This window comes from Roseateles noduli, assembly GCF_050626985.1.
Taxonomy (GTDB): domain Bacteria; phylum Pseudomonadota; class Gammaproteobacteria; order Burkholderiales; family Burkholderiaceae_C; genus Roseateles; species Roseateles noduli_A.
The window spans coordinates 428,186-451,234 of record NZ_CP192463.1 but is presented as its reverse complement, the minus strand read 5'-3'; the positions used below and the strand labels follow the sequence as shown (position 1 = coordinate 451,234).

General features: G+C 71.5%; 4 protein-coding genes. 2 read left to right on the top strand and 2 right to left on the bottom strand.

The window, feature by feature from the left end:
* Positions 1-107: 107 nt before the first annotated feature.
* Complete coding sequence (locus ACQ4L4_RS02035; RefSeq protein WP_431102549.1) at positions 108-2,900, bottom strand: TonB-dependent receptor; 2,793 nt, start codon at positions 2,898-2,900, stop codon at positions 108-110.
* Between the two features lie 250 nt (positions 2,901-3,150).
* Positions 3,151-4,170: a glucokinase gene (gene glk / locus ACQ4L4_RS02030; protein ID WP_431102548.1), complete on the bottom strand. Its 1,020-nt coding sequence runs from the start codon at positions 4,168-4,170 to the stop codon at positions 3,151-3,153.
* Positions 4,171-4,574: 404 nt separating this feature from the next.
* Between glk and ACQ4L4_RS02025 the strand changes: the two genes are divergently transcribed.
* Together ACQ4L4_RS02025 and ACQ4L4_RS02020 are read left to right on the top strand one after the other, a co-directional pair.
* Entirely contained in the window at positions 4,575-6,488 is a 1,914-nt protein-coding gene (locus tag ACQ4L4_RS02025; RefSeq protein ID WP_431102547.1) for a glucokinase, read from the top strand.
* 153 nt (positions 6,489-6,641) lie between these two features.
* Positions 6,642-22,991, top strand: coding sequence for a C80 family cysteine peptidase (locus tag ACQ4L4_RS02020; protein ID WP_431102546.1), 16,350 nt, complete (start codon positions 6,642-6,644; stop codon positions 22,989-22,991).
* Positions 22,992-23,049: the final 58 nt, after the last annotated feature.

The window sequence follows — 23,049 nt, the reverse complement described above, 5'->3', positions numbered from 1 at the left end:
AATGACTCACCGATCGTCAATGACAACAGCCCCGCCCGGCTTACGCCGGACGGGGCTGCATCGTTCGCAGAACCGGACCCGATCGGGCCCGGCGGTTCAGCCGTTCATCAGAACTTGTAAGTCGCGCCGATCAGGTAGGTCCGGCCCCACTTGATGTACTCCAGCGGACGGTCCTTCGTGGCCGCATACGTGCGGTAGGCCTCGTCGGTCAGGTTGTTGACCTGCGCCAGCAGGCCCAGTCCCTTGAACGGACCCTCGGTGAAGTTGTAGCCGATCTGCGCGTCGACGATGCTCTCGCCGACCACGTAGCGCAGCGTGCGCGCACCGTTGAAGTTGCCGATCTCGCCGATGAAGTCCGAACGCTTGCGCTGGCTGATGCGGGCCTCGAAGCCGTTGGCCTCGTAGTACGCGGTCAGGTTGTACACGCGCTTGGACAGGCCCGGCAGCGAGATGAAGCCCGACCCCACGCTGCTCGCGCTCTCCGGATCCTTGATCTCGATGTTGCTGCTATTGAAGCTGGCGCTCGCGACGATGCCGAAGCCGTTCAGCGACTTGCTGAACAGGTTGAACGGCAGCGAGGCCGTCAGCTCCATGCCGCGCAGCTTGCCGCCCTGGCCGTTGTACGGGGCCGTGTACGTGCCGGTCAGCAGCGCGTCGGGCTGGCCCGGCTGCGGCGTGTAGCCGGCGACGAAGCGCGAGAAGTCGTAGCGGTCGTTGCCCTGCGTGTAGATGTAGCTGCGCAGATCCTTGTAGTAGCCCGCCACCGACACGTAGGCCTTGGAGCCGAAGTACTTCTCCCAGGACAGGTCGACCGCGTTGGCGCGCCACGGATCCAGCTCCGGGTTGCCGCCGCTCGCGCCCGGCTTGCCTGTCGTCGCGTCGACGCCGAAGTCCAGCGCCGAACGCAGCTGGTCCACCTTCGCGCGCGCCATCTGCTTGGCGATGGCGAAACGCAGCGTCTGGTCATCCGTCAGCGACCACGCCAGGTTCAGCGCCGGCAGGTAGTCGGTGTACTTCTTGCCGCCGTTGAGCGGCTTGACCTGCTGGCCCGCCGGGGCCGTGCCGTCGAAGTAGTTCGACTGCGACGACTGGTCCGTGTGCACCACCTGCAGGCCGATGTTGCCGCGCATCGGGATGCCGAAGGTCGACGAGTCGATGTTGCCCTTGAAGAACACCGTCGCCACCTTCTCCTTCACGTCCCAGGCCTTGGAGATCAGGTAGCTCTCCGTGTCCGTCGGGTTGAAGGTCATGTAGCGGCCGACCGCGCCCGGCACGTTCCACGCCGGAATCATGCCCAGACCCGAGAAGCTCAGGTCCACCGGGCTGTACTGCAGGTCCGACCCGATCGCCGTGTTGCCCTGCGCGCCGACGTTGATGTTGCCTTCCGGCTGGCGCTTCTTCTTCGAACGGTCCGCGTAGTTCACACCGACGTCGAAGTCCGAGAACCAGCCGTTCACCACGGCGGGCGCCGGCATGTTGCCCACCAGCTTGAAGCCGGTCAGCTCATCCTTGACGCTCGGCGTCTTGCCGTAGCCCGAGCCGTAGATGGTGTTCTGCAGGTAGAGCTTGGTCGGGTCGGAATAGTTCAGGCCCGGCACGATCTGCGAGAAGTCGCCCGAGTTGAACGCCAGCTTGACGTTGTCCAGCGGGACCGCGCCCGGCGCCGACAGCAGCTGCGTGTTGTTCTCGAGGTTGATCTCGTTGCGCGTGGCGCGCGAGTAGTTCACGTCGGCCGTCAGCGACAGGCCGCTGTCGAACTTCAGCTTGTTGTTCCAGCCGGTGGCGACGATCTTGTCGTCGCGCTTGTTGTACATGCCGCGGACCAGCGGATACGCGTTCAGCAGCGTGCCGCCGGTCTGCGTGTTGGCGCTGTTGGTCGTGACGCCGGACCAGTCGAGCGGCGCGTTGTTGCCGTTCCAGGTCATGCTCATCTCGAACTGGTTGGCCGTGTCCACCGCCTTGGCCTTGGTCCAGAAGCCGTCGACGACGCTGGTCCAGTTCTTGGTCGGGCGGAACTCGACCGTGCCCATCAGCGCGTCGCGTTCGGTCTTGCCGGTGCGGCGCAGCGCCTTGATGCCGCCGGAGTTGTAGGTGCCCGCGGCCAGGCCGGTGCGCGCCGAGGTGTCCCAGGGCTCGTACAGGCCGACCTGCTCTTCCTGCGTCGGCGTCTCCTGGTGCGCGTAGCCCAGCGACACGCCGATGGTGCGGTCGGCGAATTGGTCGATGTAGCTGGCGCTCAGGCGATTGCCGGTGGCGCTGGCGTTGGCCGCCGAGCCCAGCGAGTTGCGCTGGCCGCGCGCGTTCAGCGTGATGACGCGGTTGCTGAAGTTGAGCGGACGGACCGTCTGCATGTCGATCGTGCCCGACAGGCCCTGGCCGACCAGACCGGCGTCCGGCGTCTTGTAGACGACCACGCCGCTGAGCAGCTCGGACGGGTACTGGTCGAACTCGACGCTGCGGTTGTCGCCGGTGGAGACCAGCTCGCGGCCGTTGAGCAGCGAGGTCGCGAAGTCCGGCGACAGGCCGCGGACCGAGATCACCTGCGCGCGGCCGGCCACGCGCTGGGCCGACAGGCCGGGCAGGCGTGCGATCGACTCGGCGATCGACACGTCGGGCAGCTTGCCGATGTCTTCGGCCGACACGGCCTCGACGATGGAGTCGGCGTTCTTCTTCACCGAGATCGCGGCCTCGATGCCGCGGCGGATGCCGGTGACGGTCACGGTTTCCAGCTGGCGGTCCGCGGCGGCCTTCTCGGCCGCCTGCTTGTCGGCTTCCGTCTGGGCCTGGGTCTGGGCTTGTTGCGCGTGCGCGGCGCCGGCCATCAGGGCCAGCGTCATCAGGCAACCGGCAGCGACGGGCTGCACCCGGAACAACTCGCGCGAGGCGTGCGATGTCTTCATTTGTTTGTCTCCTGTTTGAACGACGGTACCCAACGTTCTGAAAGAATTCTGTACTAAAACTAGATCACGATCCAAGCTCTCGCAAACCCTGGACAACAGGAAACGCAGCTTCCATGGTGGAAAAACGACGAAGTTACTTCGGGTTTCCACTGATAAACCTGCAAATTAGGGACGGGAAATGAAAAACGGCGGCCACTCGGGCCGCCGTTGAGAAGTCGTTATGTAGCTGGACTACAACCGACTGTGGCACTCAGCGCACCGACTGCTCCAACGCGAACGCGGCGCCGGCCAAGGCGGTCAACGTGTCGGTGATCAGCACGCAGGGCACCGAGGCCAGGTAGGGCGCGAAACGGCCCTTGTCCTCGAAACGCGCCCGGAAGGACGACTGGAAGAAGCGCTCCCCCAGGCGCGGCACGATGCCGCCACCGATGTAGACGCCACCGCGCGCGCCCAGCGCCAGGGTGACACTGCCGGCGAAGCTGCCGAGGAAGGCGCAGAACTGGTCCATCGTCTTCGCGCAGATCGCATCGCCGGACAGGGAGCCCTCGACGATCTGCTCCGCCGTCAGGCGCTGCGCCGACGGCTGGCCGGCCACGGCCGCCACCGCCGCATGCAGCGTCGGCAGGCCGATGCCGGACAGGAAGCGCTCGGCGGAGACATGCGGGAACTCCTTGCGCGCGGCCGCGAGCAGCTCGCTCTCGTAGTCGTTGGTCGGCGCCAGCGTCATGTGACCGCCCTCGCCCGCCAGCGCGACCCAGCCGCCCGAAGTCTCGATCACGCCGCCCACGCCCAGGCCGGTGCCCGGCCCGATCACCGCCAGCGTGCCGCGCGGCGTCGCCAGCGACGGGCCCGGCACGGCCGCGACCTGGTCCGCGCGCAAGCCCGGCAGTGACAGCGCCAGCGCTTCGAAGTCGTTCAGCAGCCGCAGTTCATCCAGACCCAGGTCGGCCTGCAACTGGCTGCGCGAGAAGGTCCAGTGGCTGTTGGTCAGCTCGATGCGGTCGCTGTTGATCGCGGTGGCCAGCGCCAGCGAGGCCCGCCTCGGCCGCGCCGATACGCCCAGCCCGGCGAGTTCCTTCAGATAGGCCTCGGCCGCGGCCCGCAGCGAGTCATAGTGGGCGACCGGCAGCTTGCGCACGTGCTGGACGCGCTGGCCGGCGCCGTCGACCCAGGCGAAGCGGGCATTGCTGCCGCCGATGTCCGCCACCAGCCACGGATATCCCGCGGCGTCCCCTGTCTGGCTCGAAGCCACACCCTGATCTGCTTGCACTGTTCTTGTCCTGCTGCTGGTTCGGCGGAGTCGCCGGTTCGGCTCGTTGGCGGCGCGTGGCGTGTGTCCGTCGCCGCGCCGGGGGCCGCCCCAATGGCGGCATCCGCGCAAGGTAGCAAAACTACACACATCGCACAAGAGCGAAGTCACCGGGTCGTCGCTCGCCCGCCGCACGATATCAGAGGACGGTTCGACTACCGTCCGCAAGTGATTGTCAGTGATGGAGTTTTCACTCCACCAGATCCGGCCGTAACGTGTTCATATTGCTGTAGTCACACTACACCACCAACCGATGCAAGCCGGCAAACCGCAGCCTCCGCGCGCCTCGCCGCCGCTAGGGCGAACCCTTCCGATCCATCCAGGGCGGCGCGCCATAATCGCCTCCCGGTCACCGCCCCTCCTTCATGCGTGAATTCGACAGTCCCCGGTTGATCGCCGACATCGGCGGCACCTTCGCCCGCTTCGCCCTGGAGACCACCCCGGGGGAGTTCGAGCACATCGCGCTGCTGCGCTGCGCCGAGCACGCCGACTTCCACGCCGCGGTGCGCGCCTACATGGACCGGCTGCCGCGCCAGCTGAAAGTGGCCCACGCGGCGATCGCGATCGCCAACCCGGTCGAGGGCGACCTGGTGCGCATGACCAACTACCACTGGCAGTTCTCGATCGAGGAAGCCCGCCAGCGCCTGGGCCTGGACACGCTGGTGGTCGTCAACGACTTCACCGCGCTGGCGATGGCCCTGCCCCGGCTGCACGGCAGCGAGATCCGCCAGATCGGCGGCGGCGAGCCGCGCGCCCACAGCGTCATCGGCCTGCTGGGCTCGGGCTCCGGCCTGGGCGTCTCGGGCCTGATCCCCGCCGGCGACGGCTGGATCTCGCTCGGCTCCGAAGGCGGCCACACCAACTTCGCGCCGCGCGACGAGCGCGAGATCGCGCTGCTGCGCTTCGCCTGGAACGAGTACGAGCACGTCTCCTTCGAGCGCCTGCTGTCGGGGCCAGGTCTTGAGCTGATCCATCGCGCGATGGCGGACTACCTGAAGCGTCCGTCGGAGCCGCTGAGCGCGCCCGACATCACCGCGCGGGCGCTCGAGGCCGCCGACCCGGTCTGCGAGGCGACGCTGGACCTCTTCTGCACGCTGCTGGGCACCGCCGCGGCCAACCTGGCGGTGACGCTGGGCGCGCTGGGCGGCATCTACATCGGCGGCGGCATCGTGCCGCGGCTGGGCGAGTACTTCGACCGCTCGCGTTTCCGCGAACGCTTCGAGGACAAGGGCCGCTTCACCGACTACGTCGCCGCGATCCCGACCTTCGTGATCACGGCCGAACACGCGACCTTCAAGGGGGCCTCGGCGATCCTGGAAGCGCAGCTGCGCAGCCTGCAGACCAGCGGCGGCGCCTCGGCGATCGTCAGCCAGATCCGGCGCGCGCGCGACGGTCTCTCGCCGGCCGAGCAGCGCGTCGCGGACCATGTGCTGGCGCATTCGCGCAAGGTGCTGAACGACCCGATCGCGGAGATCGCCCGCGCGGCCAGCGTCAGCCAGCCGACGGTGATCCGCTTCTGCCGCTCGCTGGGCTGCGAGGGCCTGTCCGACTTCAAGCTGCGCCTGGCCTCGGGCCTGACCGGCACCGTGCCGGTCAGCCACACGCAGGTCACGCAGGACGACTCGATGGTGGAGCTGGGCGAGAAGGTGCTGGGCAACACCGCCTCGGCGATCCTGCAGGTGCGCAGCCAGCTCAACCGCGACATGATCGACCGCAGCATCGAGCTGCTGCTCAAGGCCTCGCGCATCGAGTTCTTCGCCATCGGCCATTACGGCGTCGTGGCGCAGGACGCGCAGTTCAAGTTCCTGCGGCTGGGGGTCGCCTGCAATGCGTATGTCGAGCCGCGGCTGCAGCTGCTGGCCGCGCAGACGCTCAAGGCCGGCGACGTCGCCGTGCTGATCAGCAGCAGCGGCAAGCTGCCCGAGCTGATCGCGGTGGCGGATGCCGCGCGCGAACGCGGCGCGCATGTGCTGGCGATCACGGCGAGCCAATCGCCGCTGGCGAAGAAGGCCGACGCGGCGCTGATCGTCGACCACGTGGAGGATGTCGCCACGCACCTGCCGATGATCAGCCGCATCCTGCACCTGCTGGTGATCGACATGCTGGCGGTGGGCGTCGCGATGCGACGCGACAACGCGGGCGCGGCCGGACTGGCGCTCGGCGCGGCGCATCCGGAGCTCGACGAGACCGACGCGGACGGCCGCCCCAGCGCGCGCCGTGCCGCGCCCGGGATCAGCCTGGCCTCGCCGCTGGCGAAGCTGACGGCGCACAGCCGCTGAGCCTGCGCGGACGCCGCCGGCAGGGCGGCGGCACGGTCGGCGGAAAGCACGGCAGAAGGGTCGGCAAAGCGCTGCACCAGCAGCGGCGGCGGTTGTCATGCCCCCTCGCAGGCGGTGCTCACTGAAGCGTCTCACTCCTTCGCGTGAGACGCCATGATTCCCTTCTTCCCTGCCTCCCATGATCACGCCGCTCCGCCAGCCGATGCGGACGGCCTGGCCGCCAGCAAGCAACGCGCGGCCGCCGTGGCCAGGACGCTGCAGGGCGAGCTCAAGGACCCGCCGCTGCGGGACACGACGGCGGAGCAGATGCGTCGCCTCGGTGCCCCGCTCGGCACCATCGCCCGGCGGATCTTCGTCAGCGACAGGCCGGATCTGCTGGCCAAGGCGGCGGGTCATGTCGCGGTCGGCATGCTGGACGGGTCGTTCGCGCAGCTCGCGCGGGCCTACGACGACCTGCTGGACGCCTTCACGCGCCCGGGTCTCTCGCTGTCCCAGATCGAAGCGCAAGCGCTGCGGGGGATCGAGCGCCTGAAGGACAAGCTGGTCGAAGGCCTGGACGACCTCCCCACCCACGAGCGCGAAGCGTCGAATGCCCTGGCGGCGTCGTTCCTCCAGCGGCTGCGTGAACCGGCGGCGCCGTCCGTCGACGTGACGCCGCGACGGGCGAGGTCCGCGCCGCAGGACGATCCCGGGCGCGGGGCGGTGATCGCCGTCATGCTGGATCAGCTCACCGATTCGTGGCCCGACGACGAGGCCCTGCTGCCGTCGCTGAGGACCGGGCTGCGCCAGGCCTTCGACCGCCTGCCGCTGTCCGGCATAGACTCGCCGCTGGGCTCCACCGACCTGCGCGCATTGGCGGGGCGCTTGTTCGACGCGATCCTGGACGAGGGTCCGCTGGGGCTGGGTCAGGTCTACACCGCGCTGCTCGAGGCCGAACGCCAGGACCAGGGCGACGCCGGCGCCGGCGCGCGCGCGACAAAGGTCTTCCAGGCCCTGGTCGAGGAGGCGGGCGGGCTCCTGGTCGGCCATGCCGACCCCACGGCCCGGACGGGCACGGTCCGGGGCCGCGAGCTCGCGACCTTCTTCGGCGAACTGCTCGAGGCCAACGGTCCCGACCGACCGTTCACGGTCAGGCTCGACGACCTCCTCCGGGCGCGCCACCGCGGCGTGGCGCAGCCTTCGCGGTTCCGCGCGGGTCTGCGGCTGGCCGCGCTGGACCGTCTGCGCCTGCTGGAAGCCACCGGCGTGATCGGCCCGCTGCGTTTCGTGGCGGCGCCGATCCTGCCCGGGACGCAGGCCGCGGGAATCGACTGGACCCGTGGCCCTGGCGGCTACGAGACCAGCCCCGCCGGCGCCGCGCGCGTGCTGGCGGGCCGCTTCTTCGATCCCGTCCGCGAGCGGATCACCCGGCTGAGCGACTCCGAACTCATCGCGATCCTGCGCGAGCCGTGGAAGAAGTTCATCGCCTTCACCGACAGCATCGCCACGCCGCCCGGCACACCCTCGCGGCAGGGGCTGTCCCGACTGAGGGACCTCGCGAAGGCGATCCTCGCCGACATCGACGGCCTGGGCCGGCTCCCGCTGCTGCAGCGGGCCGTCGTCATGGGGCCGCAGGCCTGGGAGCGCCGGCAGGCCGAGGCGACGGAGCGGATCAAGGCGCTGCGCGCCGAGCCCGCCGTGACGCCGGAGGTCCTCGCCCGCGCCGAGCGGCTGGAAGCGTTGATGACCGACTTCCCCGATCTCTGGCTGGGAGAGTGGGTGAGGCAGTCGGCGCTCGGCTGGCACGCGTTGGGCGGCCTGACGGACACGCAGCCCCTGCCCCTGCTGGCCGCGCTGGCGCCGCAGGTGGGCCAGCGGCTGGATCGGACCACGGGCACCCTCGAACTCGACCTGGGCGCGACCGGCACGCGGGTCTGGCAGGTGCGGGCCTTGAGCGATCCTGCCGACACCGCGGCCCGGGTGGCGCAGGACATGGCGCTGCGCCGGATGGATGCATCGATCATCCGCCGCCATTGGCGCGGCGACGCGGGATCGCTGCAGGAGCTCCCCGCCGCGCTGCGCCTCGTCGACGACGCCCTGGAGGTGGACGGCGGCGTCATCGAGCGGTTCGCGCCCGTCGTCGACGCCACCGTCCTGGCCGAGGCGCTGCCGCCTGTCGATCCGGCGCGTCCGCAAGAGGACGTATCGACGACAACGACCGAGTCGGAGTCGGAGTCGGAGTCGGAGTCGGAGTCGGAGTCGGAGTCGGAGTCGGGCTCGGAGTCCGAGTCGGGCTCGGAGTCGAAGTCGAAGTCGAAGTCGGGCTCGGGCTCGGGCTCGGGCGCAGACTCCGCCTCCGAGGCCACCGGGACCGATCCGGCAGCCGACGGCCACACGACGCCGAGCGACGCCGGTCGCGGGCGGGCCGGCGGGTCCGGCGTCCCCCGGCCGTTGTCGCGCTGGGCGCCGGATCCCACCGGCGCGCTGACGATCGAGCAGCGCGCCACCACGATCGCGGCGGCATTCCAGGCGGCCACCGCCGACTGGAACCTGGCACTTCCCCAGGCCGCCTCACTGCGCGAGCCCCTGCTGAAGGCGCTGCGCGCCGCGGCGGCGGCCCAGCCCAAGGCCTTGCCGGCGGCCGTTATCGACGCCGCGGCCGCGCACCTGCTGGACGCCCTGCTCCTGGGCTCGCCGCTGCGCTGCCGCGATGCCTACCTGGCGCTGCTCGACGCCGTCGATCCGTCGCGGCGCCGCGCGCCCGCCCAGCTGGCGGAGGCCTCTTCCCGTTTCGCCGCGCTCAAGCGCCTGGCCTGGGACCAGGTCGCGCAGGCGAGCCCGGCGTATCAGGCGTCGACTTCCCAGGCGCTGGCCGACCGCTACCTCTCGGCGATCGACGCCGGACCGGGCAAGCCGCTCAAGCTGGGCTTCGACGAGATGAACTTCTCCTCGATGGACAACCGGTCGCGCTCGAAGGACGTCGCCGCCGGCGTCGCCTTCGAGCTCTACGACGTGCTGCGCCAGCTGGAACACGCGGGGCTGATCGGACCGGTGACCTGGACCTCCGGCAAGCGGCACGCCGAAGGGTACTGGCAGCCTGAGCCGGAGAGCACCCGCTTCCTGTCGACCGACGACATGCGCGGCCTGCGCAGCCGGTGGCGTTTCGAGCCGACGGCCGGCCTGCTGGAACTGCTCGAGCGCCGGCCGCTCGAGCCCGTGCCGGTCGACGCCTCCCGACCGCTGCGCACCCTGGCCGCGCTGGCCCCCGACCTGCGGCAGACGCTGGACCGGGACGCGGGCACGGTGCGACTGGCCTGGACCTCCGGGGACACGCGCGGCTACGCGCTCCTGGCCTTCGCCGGCAAGGATCCGCTCACCGCCGCCGAGACGGATGCGCAACTGCGCCAGCTCGACCTGCTGGTCTCGGCCCACGTCGCGCGCGCCGATGCCGCCGACCTGAATGCGCTGCCGGCCCGCCTGACCTTGTCGGACAGGCAGCTCGCCGACAGTGCCCACGTCATCGCCCGCGGCACGCCGTCGGGGTGGACCTTCGAGCACGCGCCGGCATCGTCGGGAGCGAGCGGCGCCGCCAGGCCGATGCCGGTGGACGGCGCCGGCCGCGTCGAGGTGATCGCCTCGCTGCTGCACGGGGCCACCGCCGCCTGGTCCGCGCCGGCCGGCTGGACCGAGGACGGGAAGATCGGCCTCATCGACGCCTTCGGCCTGAGCGCCTTCGATGCCCCCGCCGGCAAGGACAGCCGCACGCTCTCGATGCGCCCCGTGGCCGAGACCCTGCTCGCCGGGATCCTCGATGCCTCGGTCCCCACGCTGCGCCGGGCCCATGACCTGATCATCGGCGCGGCCAGGCCCGGCCGGGATCCCGCGACCGTGCACCGGCAGGCGGCCCGGGTCTTCCGCGAACTGGTCGACCGGGCGACCCCCTTCCTGTCCACCCGGCCCGACAACGGGCAGGCGGCGATGCGCAGCCTCCCCGGGCGCACCCTGGCCGGCCTGTTCGCCGACCTGTTGACGTCCGCCGCCGGCGATGCGCCGCTCACGCTGGACGTCGAGGCGCTGAGGACCGCGCTGGAGCGCCCCTACCGCAACGATCCCGCGGCCACGCGCTACGCGGGCCTGGTGCTGTCCTTGCGCGACCAGCTCCGGCTGATGTCGGCCACCGGCGTCATCGGTCCGATCCGCTACGTCGCCGACCGGGTGCCTCACGACGACGACACGCCGGGCTGGACCTTCGAGGACGGTCGGTGGGCGACGCGGCGCGACATGCTCGCCAAGTGGCCGACGGCCGTCGCCGATCCGGTCACCGCGGAGGTCGAGATCCTGCCCCGCGACGACCTGCGCGAGACCTGGCAGGACTTCGTCGCCGAGCTCGACAGCTGGTCGTACGAGGACGCCGACGACGCCGCGGCGGCCCTCCGGCTCACGGACTGGGCCGACGACATCGGCGACGAGCTCCATGCCTTGTCCGCCAAGCCGGCGGCCGACCGGTCGGCCGCGATGGGCGCCGCCGCCTGGACCCGTCGCCTGGCCCAGGCGCGCGCGCTGCGCGACGAGATCCACGCGATGGACGTGGGCACGGAGATCTCCGGTTTCGCGAACCAGTTGGTGGAGGTCACGAAGGCCGCCGAGCGCCTCGCGGCGACGCCCACCCGACAGGCCGCCTTCGGCCGCGGCACGCTGCCCGCGATCGACGAGACCGCGCCGCTGCCCCTGCTGCGACGGATCGCGCCCGGCGTGTCGCAGCGGCTGGACCGCGCCGCCGGCGTCGTCCACCTGAGGGAGGGCGCGACGACCGTCACCTGGCGCCTGCCCGCGGCGCCCACGACGTCCGTGACGTCCGTGACGTCCGCGAGGCCGGAGATCGACGTGGCCAGGACCTGGCAGCAGGACGAGGCCCTGCGCGAACTCGACGTCTTCGTCGCGGTCCGGCGCTTTTCCCCCGCCGGCCCGCTGTCCCTGGACGGCCTGCCGCCGTCCCTGAGCTACGACGGCAGCGACCTGCGCTCCGGCACCGGCGACCTGCTCGCCCGACGCCAGGTCATCGATCCCGTGCGTCCGCCGTCGACGCGCGCCGCCGTGCGCTCCCCCTACGACACCGGCGCCGACGGCGACATCAGCATCGTGGAATCGACGCCGAGCCCGGACGTCATCCGGGTCGCGCGCCGTCGACCCGCTCCCCGCGAGCTCCCCACCGTAGACAGCCCGTCCGGCAGTCCGTCCGGCAGCAGTCGCGACACGGCCATCGATGTCGACGCGGAGCCGGACGGACTGCGCGCGCCGACCGGCGACCGGGCCCTGCACCGATGGGGCCTCTCCGCGATGGATGTGCTGATCGAGGCCTGGCTCAACAAGCAGTGGCAGGTGGCCGCCAAGGTGCCGGGATGGAGCGCCATCAGCGGGGACGCCCCCCTCCCCCCGCTCCACAAGGTCGCGGCGGCGGCCAAGGACCTGGGCCTGGAAGGCGCGCCGAGGCTCTTCTCGGAGTGGGATGCGTTCACGGCCACCTCCAGCAGCCTGCTTGTCCTGGACGAGAGCCTGCGTCGGCTCGCCGTCGCGCGGCGACGCTCGCGGCCCTGGACGAGGGACGACACCGTCGCGCTGCTGGACGCCGTCTACGACACGCGCCGCTCGCCGTCCGCCCCGGGATCCAGCGCCGGCATGCGAGCCAGGATGCTGTTCGACGTCATCGACGCGGCGCGTCAACGCACGCCCCTGCGGATCGACGTCGACCGTCTGAGGCGATGGCATGACGAGGGCGGCCACCTCGGGCAGCAGATCGCCGCGGAGGTCGCCGACCTGGGCCCCGTCTTCAGGGAACTCTCGCGCCGCGGCGTCATCGGCGACGTGCTCTGCGTGTCGTCCGAGGCCGGCTCCCGGCAACGCGGCCGCTGGCGCCAGGAAGGCGACCGCCATGTCTCCGACAGCCCCTTGCATGAAGTCCTGGGCTTCGGCGAGGAGCTGCCTCACGTCTACAGCCGGGACGACGCGCTGCCCGGCGCCCACCTGACGTCGAAGATGGATTGGACGTCCCGCCAGGTCGGCTTTCCCCGCGCGCGGCTCCGGCCCTCGGGACTGCTGAGAATCCAGATCACCCGCACCGGGAAAGTCAGCGGATTCGACTTCGATCCGCGGGACCGTGGCGACCTCGGCGCCTCGGCGATGGATCTCGACGTGGCGATCGCGCGCCTGATCGGCGACGGGCCGGCGACCCGGCGCCTGCCCCGCGCGTTGTCGTGGGACGGAGAGGATCTCCTGCTGGCGAGATCGGCGCAGCGGCGCGGGCACGCGCCCCCGCTGCTGAGGCGCCAGCTCACCGGGGCCCTGGTGGCGGACGAGACCGCGATCCGGGGCTATCAGGCGTTCGCGGACGACACCGGCGCCCCGGCCGAGCTGCTCGCCCGCCCCGTCGCCCGATGGCGCGACGAACTGACGCCGGGCAAGCAGTTGTCCACCGCCTGGACCCTGCTGAAGCACGAGGTGATGTCGGCGGAGCCGGCGGCCAAGCAGGCCCGCCGCGATCTGAAGATCGTCGTGCTGCAGATGGACGATTCGCCGCAGGCCTTCGAGGCCAGCCTGCGGCATGCCGCGCAGTCCATCGAGCGCTGGCGCGGCGTGCTCTGGCTGCAGGTGGACCGCGAGGGCGGATCCCGCATCGTGACGGGCGAAGGCTTGACCCGGCCGACGACACAGGGCGACGAGATCCAGCTGGTCGTCGTGGGTCAGGGATCCACCGACGACGCTCAGTCGCGACGCCTGAGCGGCTACAGCGGCAGGCAGTTGTCGGAGCGCATCGACCAGGCCCTGCGCCGGCACCTCGACGGCCCGGCGGCCCCGGCCCGCAAGGTCACGCTGCTGGCCTGCGACCTGGAGTCGCCCTACGCGCGCCGTCGTTTCGTGGAGGACTTCGTCGACCACTTCCAGCCCGGCGCCACCTACGAGGTCACCACCTTCCGGGGCCGGGTGCTGTTCTCCGCCGACGACCCCGCCGACCCCGCGCTCACCCGGCGATGGACGCTGGGCTTCGGCGACAGCCAGGCGCTGAACCGCGCCAAGGACGGCGTCTTCGTCACCCGGGTCCTGTCCGATCCGGTCGGGCGGGGGGGCGACACGGTCGCCAAGTACGCGGGCAACAGCCGGCCGGACCGGCTGTCGGAAGCGGAGACCATCGCCGCGCTCGAGTCGGCGCTGGACGTCGACCCGCAAGCCGCCGCGGAGCGGGCCGCCGCCCGGTTGACGCCGCGCCAGCGGACCCTCGAGGCCCGACGGGTGCGGCTGGTGCTGGAGGTGCTGGGGCAACTCCGGCCGGAAGAACTCCTGCGCTTCCAACGCGACCGCGGAGAGCGCGCCTTCGCCATGTCCGACGCGGTCCTGGCCCAGTTGTCGATGGTCTTCGGCCGCACCGACGAGGTGGCCGCGGAGCAGTTGCGCCGGGTGGCCGACCACATCACGCAAGGCCTGCTCAGCGACCCCGCCCGACTGCTGGACGCCTACGAACTCCTCGGTCATCTGAGCCCGCGCGACAGGGCCTCGGTCGCGTCGCGCGGCTGGCAGGCCCGCGCGCAAACCTCGCCGCACATCGCGCGGACCTTGACCGAGATTGCCGGCGGCACGTCCAGCATCACCACCGCGTCCGCCCTGTTCATCCACGCGCTCATCGCGGCACGGGACGGCCTGATCGGGGGCAACCGGACCGGCACCGAGTCCACCAACAGGATCTACGGCCGCACCATCCTCTTCATCGCGGCCGTCGGGGCCGCGGCCTCGGACAGCGCCCTCTACGTCGACCTCTCGGCCCCCCCGCCGGGCGCCGACGGATCTCCGGCGCGGGACATCGATCTCCTGCGCGCCCGCGCGGCGCTTCGTCATCTGCGGGACCTCGGCGCGCTGCAGGAGGTCGTCGCCCTGTCCATCGATGCCCCGCACGCGACGCCGCGCCCGATCGCGCAGGGATGGGGAGAGCCGGACCTCGTCCATCTCCGTTCCCACGGCGATCTGGCCTCGCTCGCCGTCGCCGTCCAGGCCGCGCCCCTCACGGACGCGCTGATCGAGCAGGCCATGCCGCAGGTGACGAGGATCCTGCGGGACGGACAGATCACCTGGTCGAGCACCAGCGCCGCCACGTTCGCCCTCGCGGCAGGCAGGCTGGCGGAGCCGTTCTCGGAGGCCTTCGAACGCCTGCAGACCTGGCAGCGGGAGGCCGAGGGCGCCGCCGCGGACCGGACCGAGCAACTCGTCCTCAAGACCATGATCGACGACCTCGAAGCGAGGCTTCGACGGCAGCACGGCGCCAATGCGCGCGCGTTGACATTGGAGACGCTGCTCCGCGAGGTCCTCGATGCTTCCGGCGTCGAGCACCTGCGCGGTCAGGCGCTCACCGTGGCGGACGTCGCGACCTGGGTCGAGCAACTCGGATCCGACCGGAGCGCACGGATCAACCAGGCCCTGGAGACCTACCGGGACGCCGTGCGCGTGCACGGGGAGCGGGTCGAGCAGCTCCGGGAGGCGCTGGCCGGTCACCTGCCGGGCACGTCCGCCGACGCGATGGACCTGCTGCCCGACGACCGGCCGTTCGCGGCACTGGTGGACCAGGCGTCGAACATGCGCCAATCGCTGGACCGCGCCGCGGGCCTGATCCGGCTCGAGTACCCGAACACCCCGATCGACACGACGCTGCAGCTCGACCCGCTGAGCGCCTATCGATCGGACGGCCTGAGCGAGCACGCCGCCAAGGTCCTGCAGGACATCGACATCCGGACCGCGGAAGCGCTGATTGTCCGGCTCCTGCAGACGTCTCCGCTGGCGCCGCTCGACCATCCGGAAGCGCTGGGGAACCTGCCGCGCCGCATGAGCCTGCGCAACGGCGAATTCAGCGTCAACGAGCAGGTGGTCGCCCGGCGACGCACCGGTGCGCTGGCCGTCGACGACGCCTCGGGCCCGGCGGCCTGGATCCCCGATCCCGACGGCGTCGCCTCGGCGCTGCGTCCGCTTCGATCCTCGGACGGCTGGACGGCGCCGTCGTTCGACAGGAACGATTTCGGCCTCGGACCGCTGCCCGAGCCCGAGGTCCATGGCGTGCCCTCGAAGCTGAAGCTGATCGTCCAGGTGGGGGCCGACCGCGACAGCACCGTCGCGGCCTGGCTGCTGGCCCGCAAGTACGCCGGGATCGCGGCCTGGGTGCAGATGGAAGAGAGCCGCGACCTGTTCCAGCGGCCCCACTTCTACAAGGGGGTCGGGCAGGCGCTGCTGGCAGCGGCCACGTCGGCCACGGAGATCGACATCCTCGTGGTCGGTCACTCCGGGATGCAGCTGGGCGGGCACCAGACCTTGAGCGGCTGGGACCCCTACACGCTGGCCAAGAGCCTGCGCACGGGCGTGTTCGACCACGACGAGGACCCCGCCCTCCTGCCCCGGCTGCGACGCGTCAGCCTGGTCGCCTGCGACATGCACGCCCCGTCGATGGAGACCTCCTTCGCCGCCGAGTTCCTGAAGCATCTGGTCCGCCATCCCGGCTGGACGGACCGCGCCGAAGTGACGGCGCGAACGGGCCACGTCCATGTGGCGGAGGTCGAGGTCGACGAGGGCCCGATGCGGATCATGAAGCTGACCGGGCGCCTGGACGCGCAGGAACGGCTGACCCTGCGGCATCAGATGCCGGGCGATACGAAGCTGCTCCGCATGGACCCGTCCGACGGCGGATTCACGGTCACCGACGTGCATCCCGACACGGACGAATACGACGTCAGGCAGTGGCAGCGGCCGGCCGACGAGCTCCACCTGATGTTCGACTCGGTCCTGCGCGACACGGTGCCGACGCCGCTGATCCGGCTCTTCACCGACGCGGACGGCCAGGTCGACGAGGCCCGCATGCGCCGCGTGGCGGCCGACCCCGCCGAGGTCCGCGTGCTTGCGGACGACCTCGCGTCGGCCCTCGCGTCGCTGCCCGAATCGGCGCGTGACGCCGTCCAGGCGCACGAGCTGCTGTCGCACTCGCTCGCCGGACGTGTCGTCGCGCTCGACGGCCGGATCGACGGCCGGGTCGACGGCAGGGTCGACGGCAGGGATGTGCCGGCGACGGCCGTCCTGCGCGACGAGCGCCTGATGGACGAGCTCGCGCGCCAGACGCTGGACGAGGACACGCTCGGCCTGGACGCGATCTCGCGCACGACGACCGAAGGGGCCCTGCGCTCGCTGCGCGACAGCGGCCTCGTGGCGGTCGATGCGCACGGCCATGCACGACTGGTCGAGCAGCGCCTGCAGGCGCTCGTGGCCGGTGAGGACGATGCCGGACTGATGCGCGCGGGGGCCTCGCTGCTGCATCTGTCCGATGCGGAGTTCGAGGCCTTGCGCGTGGGCGCGGGCCCGGAGGGGGAGCGTCTGCTGGGCAAGGCCCGGGCGGTGCGCGCCGGCTTCGCGGGCCAGCTCGGCACCCAGGCGGAGGCCCTCGCCGGGCACGGCGTGGGCCTGATGAACACCGTCATCGCCACCACGCAGCTCGTGCAGGGCTGGCGCCACATGGACGCGGCGATGAAGGGCCTGCTCGTCACGCAGACGGGCAGCATCGTGATCACGCCGATCACGGTGAAGGTGGGTCAGTGGTTGCGCGAGGCCGCGCGCTCCGCCTCGCTCTCCTCGACCTTGTCGGCCGGGAGCAAGGCCGCCTCGACCCTCGAGTCCGCGCTCTCCACCATCGGCACGGCGCTGGAAGGCGGAGCCGCCGACCTCGGCCTGTCCGCGCTCGGCCTGGTCGTGATCGGCCTGCAGTGGGACGAGTTCCGCAAGAGCGGCCAGGGCACGGACAGCTTCGCCTTCAGGAACCTGGTCGCGAACACGACCATCATGACCTTCTTCACCGCCACCTCGCTGGTGTCGGCCGGCATCCAGGTCGGCGCGGCCTTCGCCGGCGGCGCGGAGGCGATCGCCGGCACCGCGCTCGGCATGGCCGCCGGCGTGGCGGGGGCCGCGGCCCTGCCGCTGGCCTTGCTGATGATCGCGGTCAACGGCGCGGTCGGCAGCTTCATGTGGCTGGAGGAATACGGCGACTACATCCGCCCGTCGACCGATCTGGGCGACCTGATCGGCGCGGGCATCGCCAAGTTCTTCGGCATCGAGACCGACGTGATGAAGCGGGCGGAGGTCGAGAAGAGCGCCGTCGGCGCCGCGTCGGCGCGCGAGCGGATGCTGGACCAGGACCGACGGGCCTACATGGCCTTCCGCGGCGAGCAGCTCGCCAAGTCCGGCTACGGCTCGATCCGGTATCCGCATCTGGATCACGCCGTCGGCCATGCGACCTTCAGGGTGCCGAAGCAGGACCCCGACTACACCTTCGTCCTGCAGGACCGGGAGATCCCCTTCAAGGACCGGGTCCTGGCCGGGTATCTCGCCGGGCAGACCGACCGCTGGGAGTCGCCGACCGCGGAAGGCGCCGGGGCCCGGTCCGGCACGGCCTGGCTCGATCTTCGCCATCACGTCGGCTACGGCCGGTCGGCGACCGCCGACCACGGGCCGCAGATGTTCGAGCTGCAAGGCGCCTGGGGTCAATTCAGCGGCGGCGCGGACCGCGATGTCTTCCTGCTGGACGGGCACAGCCACGCGGACGTGCACGGCAACGGCGGGCAGGACGAGGTCGACCTGGACGCCAGGGACCGTCTCGTGAGGATCCGCCATGACGACCGGCTCGGCGGCCTCCGGCTCGCCACCGACGACCCGGACCAGCCCGCGGACCACTTCATGGACGACGTGCTGCTGGGCATTGAAAGCGTGACCATCCGCGATGCCCTCCGTGCGGAGGTGAGCGGCGGCCCCGGCGACGAGCGCTTCGACGTGACCGCCCTGCAGACCGCCATCACCGGCGGCGGCGGTCGCAACACCTACGTGCTGCGCGAGGGCAACCGCATCGCCAGTTCGTCGAACGATGCCGCCCTCTGGTCCGGCGGCGTGAACGCGTTCATCGACGTCGGCGGCAAACGGCCCGGCAGCCTGCTGCTCAAGGTCGACGTGCCGCACGAGGATCTGAGCTTCCGGCGCTACCACGGCCACCGCCTCGTCATCCGCAACGGCGCGGGCGACGGCGCGGGTTCGCTGACGCTGGAGGGCTTCTTCCCCCGCGTGGCCGCCGGCGCGACGGCCTCGGCCCCCGGGACCGCCGCGGCCCCGGCGTCGCTCTTCATCGTCGATGCCCTCGGCACCCATCTGACGCTGGTCGACCCGCGCCGCCTGGACGAGCGCGAGTCCGCCTCCGCCACGCTCGACAAGCACCTGTTCTTCGACGCGTCGACGCCCGACGCCCGAAGGGCGCTGACCGGCGACCACGGTCACACGCGCCATCACCTCGCCTCGGGCAGCGGCGACTTCCTGCTGCGTCCCCGCACGTCCATGCCGATGGACGTCACGCTGGACGTGCCGCTCGACCGGCTGCGCTATCGCCGCGAGGGCGACGACCTGGTGCTCATCGAGACGCCGTCCGCGCAGGCCCCGGCGGACGTCACGCCCTTGCGACTGACGCTGCCCGGCTACGCCCGGCGCGACTGGGCCGCGTCGCACGGCCTGCTGGCCTTGTGGGCGCGCGGCACCGCGGACCCGGAAAACCGCGCCGTGATCAAGCTGAGCCATCCGTCTCCCCAGGATCCGGACGAAGGCGCCCTGCGGGCCGCGGCGCCGGACGTCGCCCCGGGTGCGGCGTCGACCACGGCTGCCCCGGCGCCTGTGCCATCCACGCCCACATCGACGTTCACATCGACGTTCACATCGACGTCCACACCGACGCCCACATCGACGCCCACATCGACGCCCATACCGACGTCCACATCGACGTCCACGCCGCCACCGGTGGCAGGGACCGAGGCCCTGACCGGCAGCGACGGCGTCGATACCTACGAGGTGGCGACGCGCCGGCATGTCGTGATCGACAACACCGCGATGACGACGACGCGGGACCTCCTCCAGCTCGACGCGATGCCCCGGCGGCTGTGGCGTTCCGGCGCGGACCTGGTGATCGAGACCGAGGGCGGCAGCATCACCGTGCGCCGCCATGCGGTGGAGCCGCTGGCCCGGCACCTCTCGATGGCGATCGACGGCAGGCGCTACGCACTGCCGGTCATCCACGACAGCGGCGTCATGGTCTACGGTCCCGACGCCGAGGACGGCGACATCCTCGCCACGCTGCCCGGCACGCACCTCGTGCTGGGCGCTCCGGACGCCGCGTGGGCGACGGCTCCGGCCGCCCGGTCGGTGGTCGTGGCGTCTCCCTCGGCGGTGCACCGCATCGGTCGCAGCATCGATCTCCGGTCCGACGAGACGCGCAGCCGGGTGATCCTCAAGGAATTCCCGACCTGGGCGAGAGAGGGAGGCGGCCTGCAACTCCGCCTCCCGGACGGGTCGGCGCCGCGGCTCGCGCCTGCCCTGCTCGACGCGGCGTGGCGCGACGCGGTCGAGCGCCAGCAGCGGGCCGGACTGCCCGACGACCTCTTCCTGGCCCGGGCATTCGCGGACGACGGTCTCTGGGACGCAGCGCTGATGACGGCGGTCGTCGCGCTGAGGCAGGACCTCGTCGACGACAGCACGCCCTCGGAGCGCGTCCATCCGGTCGAGGCCGTCCAGGCCTTCCTGCGCATGAGCGGACTCCCCGTCGACATCGCCGATGCCGTCCGCTCGACCACGATCGGTCAGGTCCGACGGATCCGGTCGCTGCTCGCGGCGCTCGGCGATGGCAAGACCTGGCCCTCGGCGGCGCTGCTGGACGACTACGCGACGAGCACTTCCGTGCTGGCGCTGTCGGCGTCGCGCCACGGCGCGATGCTGCGCCGTCTCGTGGCCGCTCAACGGCCCTGGGCCTACCAGGAGGTGGTGCTGGGCGGCGACCTGTCGCCGCAGGCGCTGGACGCTTTCGAGACCTGGGCCACGACCCGGCACGCCGGCATGCCGGACGACGACGCGCTGCTGGAGGACCTGAAGGAATTCAACCGCTTGCTCCTCGGCAGGCCCGATGCCGACGAGGTGATCTCGGCCGATACGCGGGAGCTGCTGCGGATCGCGCTGCGGGTGAAGGGCCGCCCCGACGAGGTGGCGGACCAGATGACCCGCGCGATGATCGCCGTGACGATGGACGAAGCCTGGATCGACGGCATGCTGCAGGCGGGCGTCGTCGATCACGCGGTGCTGCGGGCGTTGTGGGACGCGAAGATCCCGGTGCGGGACGTGCTGCTCGCCAACGCCAACCGCCTGGCCTACGAGGGCACGGGCAATCGCTCCGGCCTGATCGAGGTCCGCGCGGCGGACGCCTTCAGGACGCCCGAGACCACGGTGTCGCGCTACGTCGTGAACCGCTACCTGAAGCTCGACGACAACGGCAACGACTTCATCGTCCATGAGCGGCCCCGGCGCGGTGTCACCTACGACCTGCGGCCCGGCCCGGTGCTCGACGCGGCGGGGCAATCGCCCGCCGCGCTCTCCCCCGCGGAGCGGGCGCGCTTCGAGCAGTCCGTGAGGAGGGACTTCGACCGGGATTGGGACAAGGCCGAAGACCGGACGCCCCGGTCGCCCTGGGACTCCGCGCTCACCTTCAGCCACCTGACGCCCAAGCCTGCCTCCCGGCGCGAGGAGCACTGGCCCGCCACCCGGTTCGCCGCCTTCGCGAAACGCTCGTCGCTGTACGCGATGCTGGAGAAGGGCCTGGTCACCGTGACGCAGGAGACGCTGCCCGGCCGCGACAGCGACGGACGCAGCAGCCCCGCCAACCTGGTGGACGGCGTCGCCCGGGCGGGGGAAGCGACGGCCTGGCGGCCGCCCGCGGACCTTCAGCGGGTGTCGTCGTCCGCGGACGGGAGCGAGGCGCTTCGTGCCCTCGAGTTCGACTTCCAGCACCCCATCGCCTTGTCCGGGTGGCGTCTTGCCCTCCAGCACGAGGGCCAGGTCGACGGCGGCGGCCCCGTCATGGAACGCTGGACGCTGCAGGCGCAGAACCGGCAAGGCGACTGGGTGCATGTCGACGACGGCATTCCGTATCGTCGCTACCGGATCGTCGGCATCCAGGAGGACCTCCCGGCCGGCACCTGGTTCACCGAGGTGAGCTTCACGACGGCCGAGGTCGGCGCCAGCCCGCTGGTCGCGCGACTCCAGTCGGGCGGCTACGACCGGCGGGACGCGCAGGCCCTGCTGGCGTTGGGCCTGCAGACCGACAAGGCGGTGGACCGGGCGATCGAGCTGCGCCGGCTCGGCGGCCCGCTGCGGCCGGACGTGGTCGCACGGCAGGTGCTGGACAAACGGGTCCATGTCTCCGTGCTCATCCAGCGGGCCACGGCCTTGATCGGCCACCTGGCCTACGGCGATTGGAGCAACGGCCGGATCCGTGATCGCGAGCTCGCCCCCTTCCGGTCCGATGTGAAGCGGTCGCTGACGGAGACCCTGCTCGCGGGCGTCGACGCGCCGCCGTCGACGCCGGTCGACGAGGGCCTGGGGCGCCTGTCCGATCTGGTCCTCCGAGCGGCGACCTGCGATCGCGATGCGCTCCTCGAGGCGATCCCTCTGGCCAGCGGCCTGGCCCACCAGGCGCGCACCGGTGACGCGGACGACACGCAAGCCGGTCATGAGACCGAAGCCATTGCGCTGTCGTCCTTGAGCCGGGCCCTCCGCGTCGTGCTGGGATTCTGGGAGTCCCGGCGGGAGCACCTCAGCCTGCAGGAGCAGAGGGCCAGCACCATCGCGCCGTCGATGGTCGCGGACATGCTCTCCGCCCTCGCTTCGGGCACGCCGTACGAGTTCCGGCTGCCGTCCCTCGATCTCACCGAGACCCCGTTCACGCGCGTCCATTCGGGCTCCGGTGTCCGACTCCGCCCCGAGCTGCAGACGAACAACTTCGAGATCCTCACGCGGCAACGCAGTGCCGCCGACATCCAGGCCGCCCGCGACGCCGGTCTGCTGGCGGTGGCCGTGACATCGGAAGAAAAACCCGCGTTCGGCATGCTGGACTGGCGGCAGCGCGGCGACTCGACGGACTGGACCACCGACGCGCCCCTGCCGGCGGTGTTCAACGAGCCCGGCCTGTACATGCTCTCGCACGGCATCGCGGCGACGCGGATCGACGGGATGTTCGCCGCGGGCATTCGGACGCCCGCGCAGCTCGACCGGGCCATCGAGTTCCAGCACGCGCTCCGCGACCACGATCTCGGCATCGCCTGGGCGCTGAGCGATCCGCGTCCGCCGCTCGATGCCGACACCGTCGCCTGGATGCGCCGCATGCGCCAGGAGGGTCTGGGGCCGACGGACGTCCTGCGGATCCTGGCCAACGGCGTGCCGGCGAGGGACCAGGGGGGCGCTGGGACGAGCACGACACGCCCGCCAGGCCCTCAGGGGAGCGAGCCGGTCACGGCGGTGCGACTCGCCGCCGGGCTGGTCCAGGCGATGGCCGCGTCGGACGAGCGCCCGCTCGGCGCGGCAGCTGCGGTCGCGATGTCCGCGTTGCGACCGGATGCGCTGTCGCCGTTGTCGCCGTTGGCGCCGTCACCCGCCTGATCGATCGACGACACGGAGTCCCGGTCGTCCGCACTCACGCGTCTTTCCCGAGACCGTG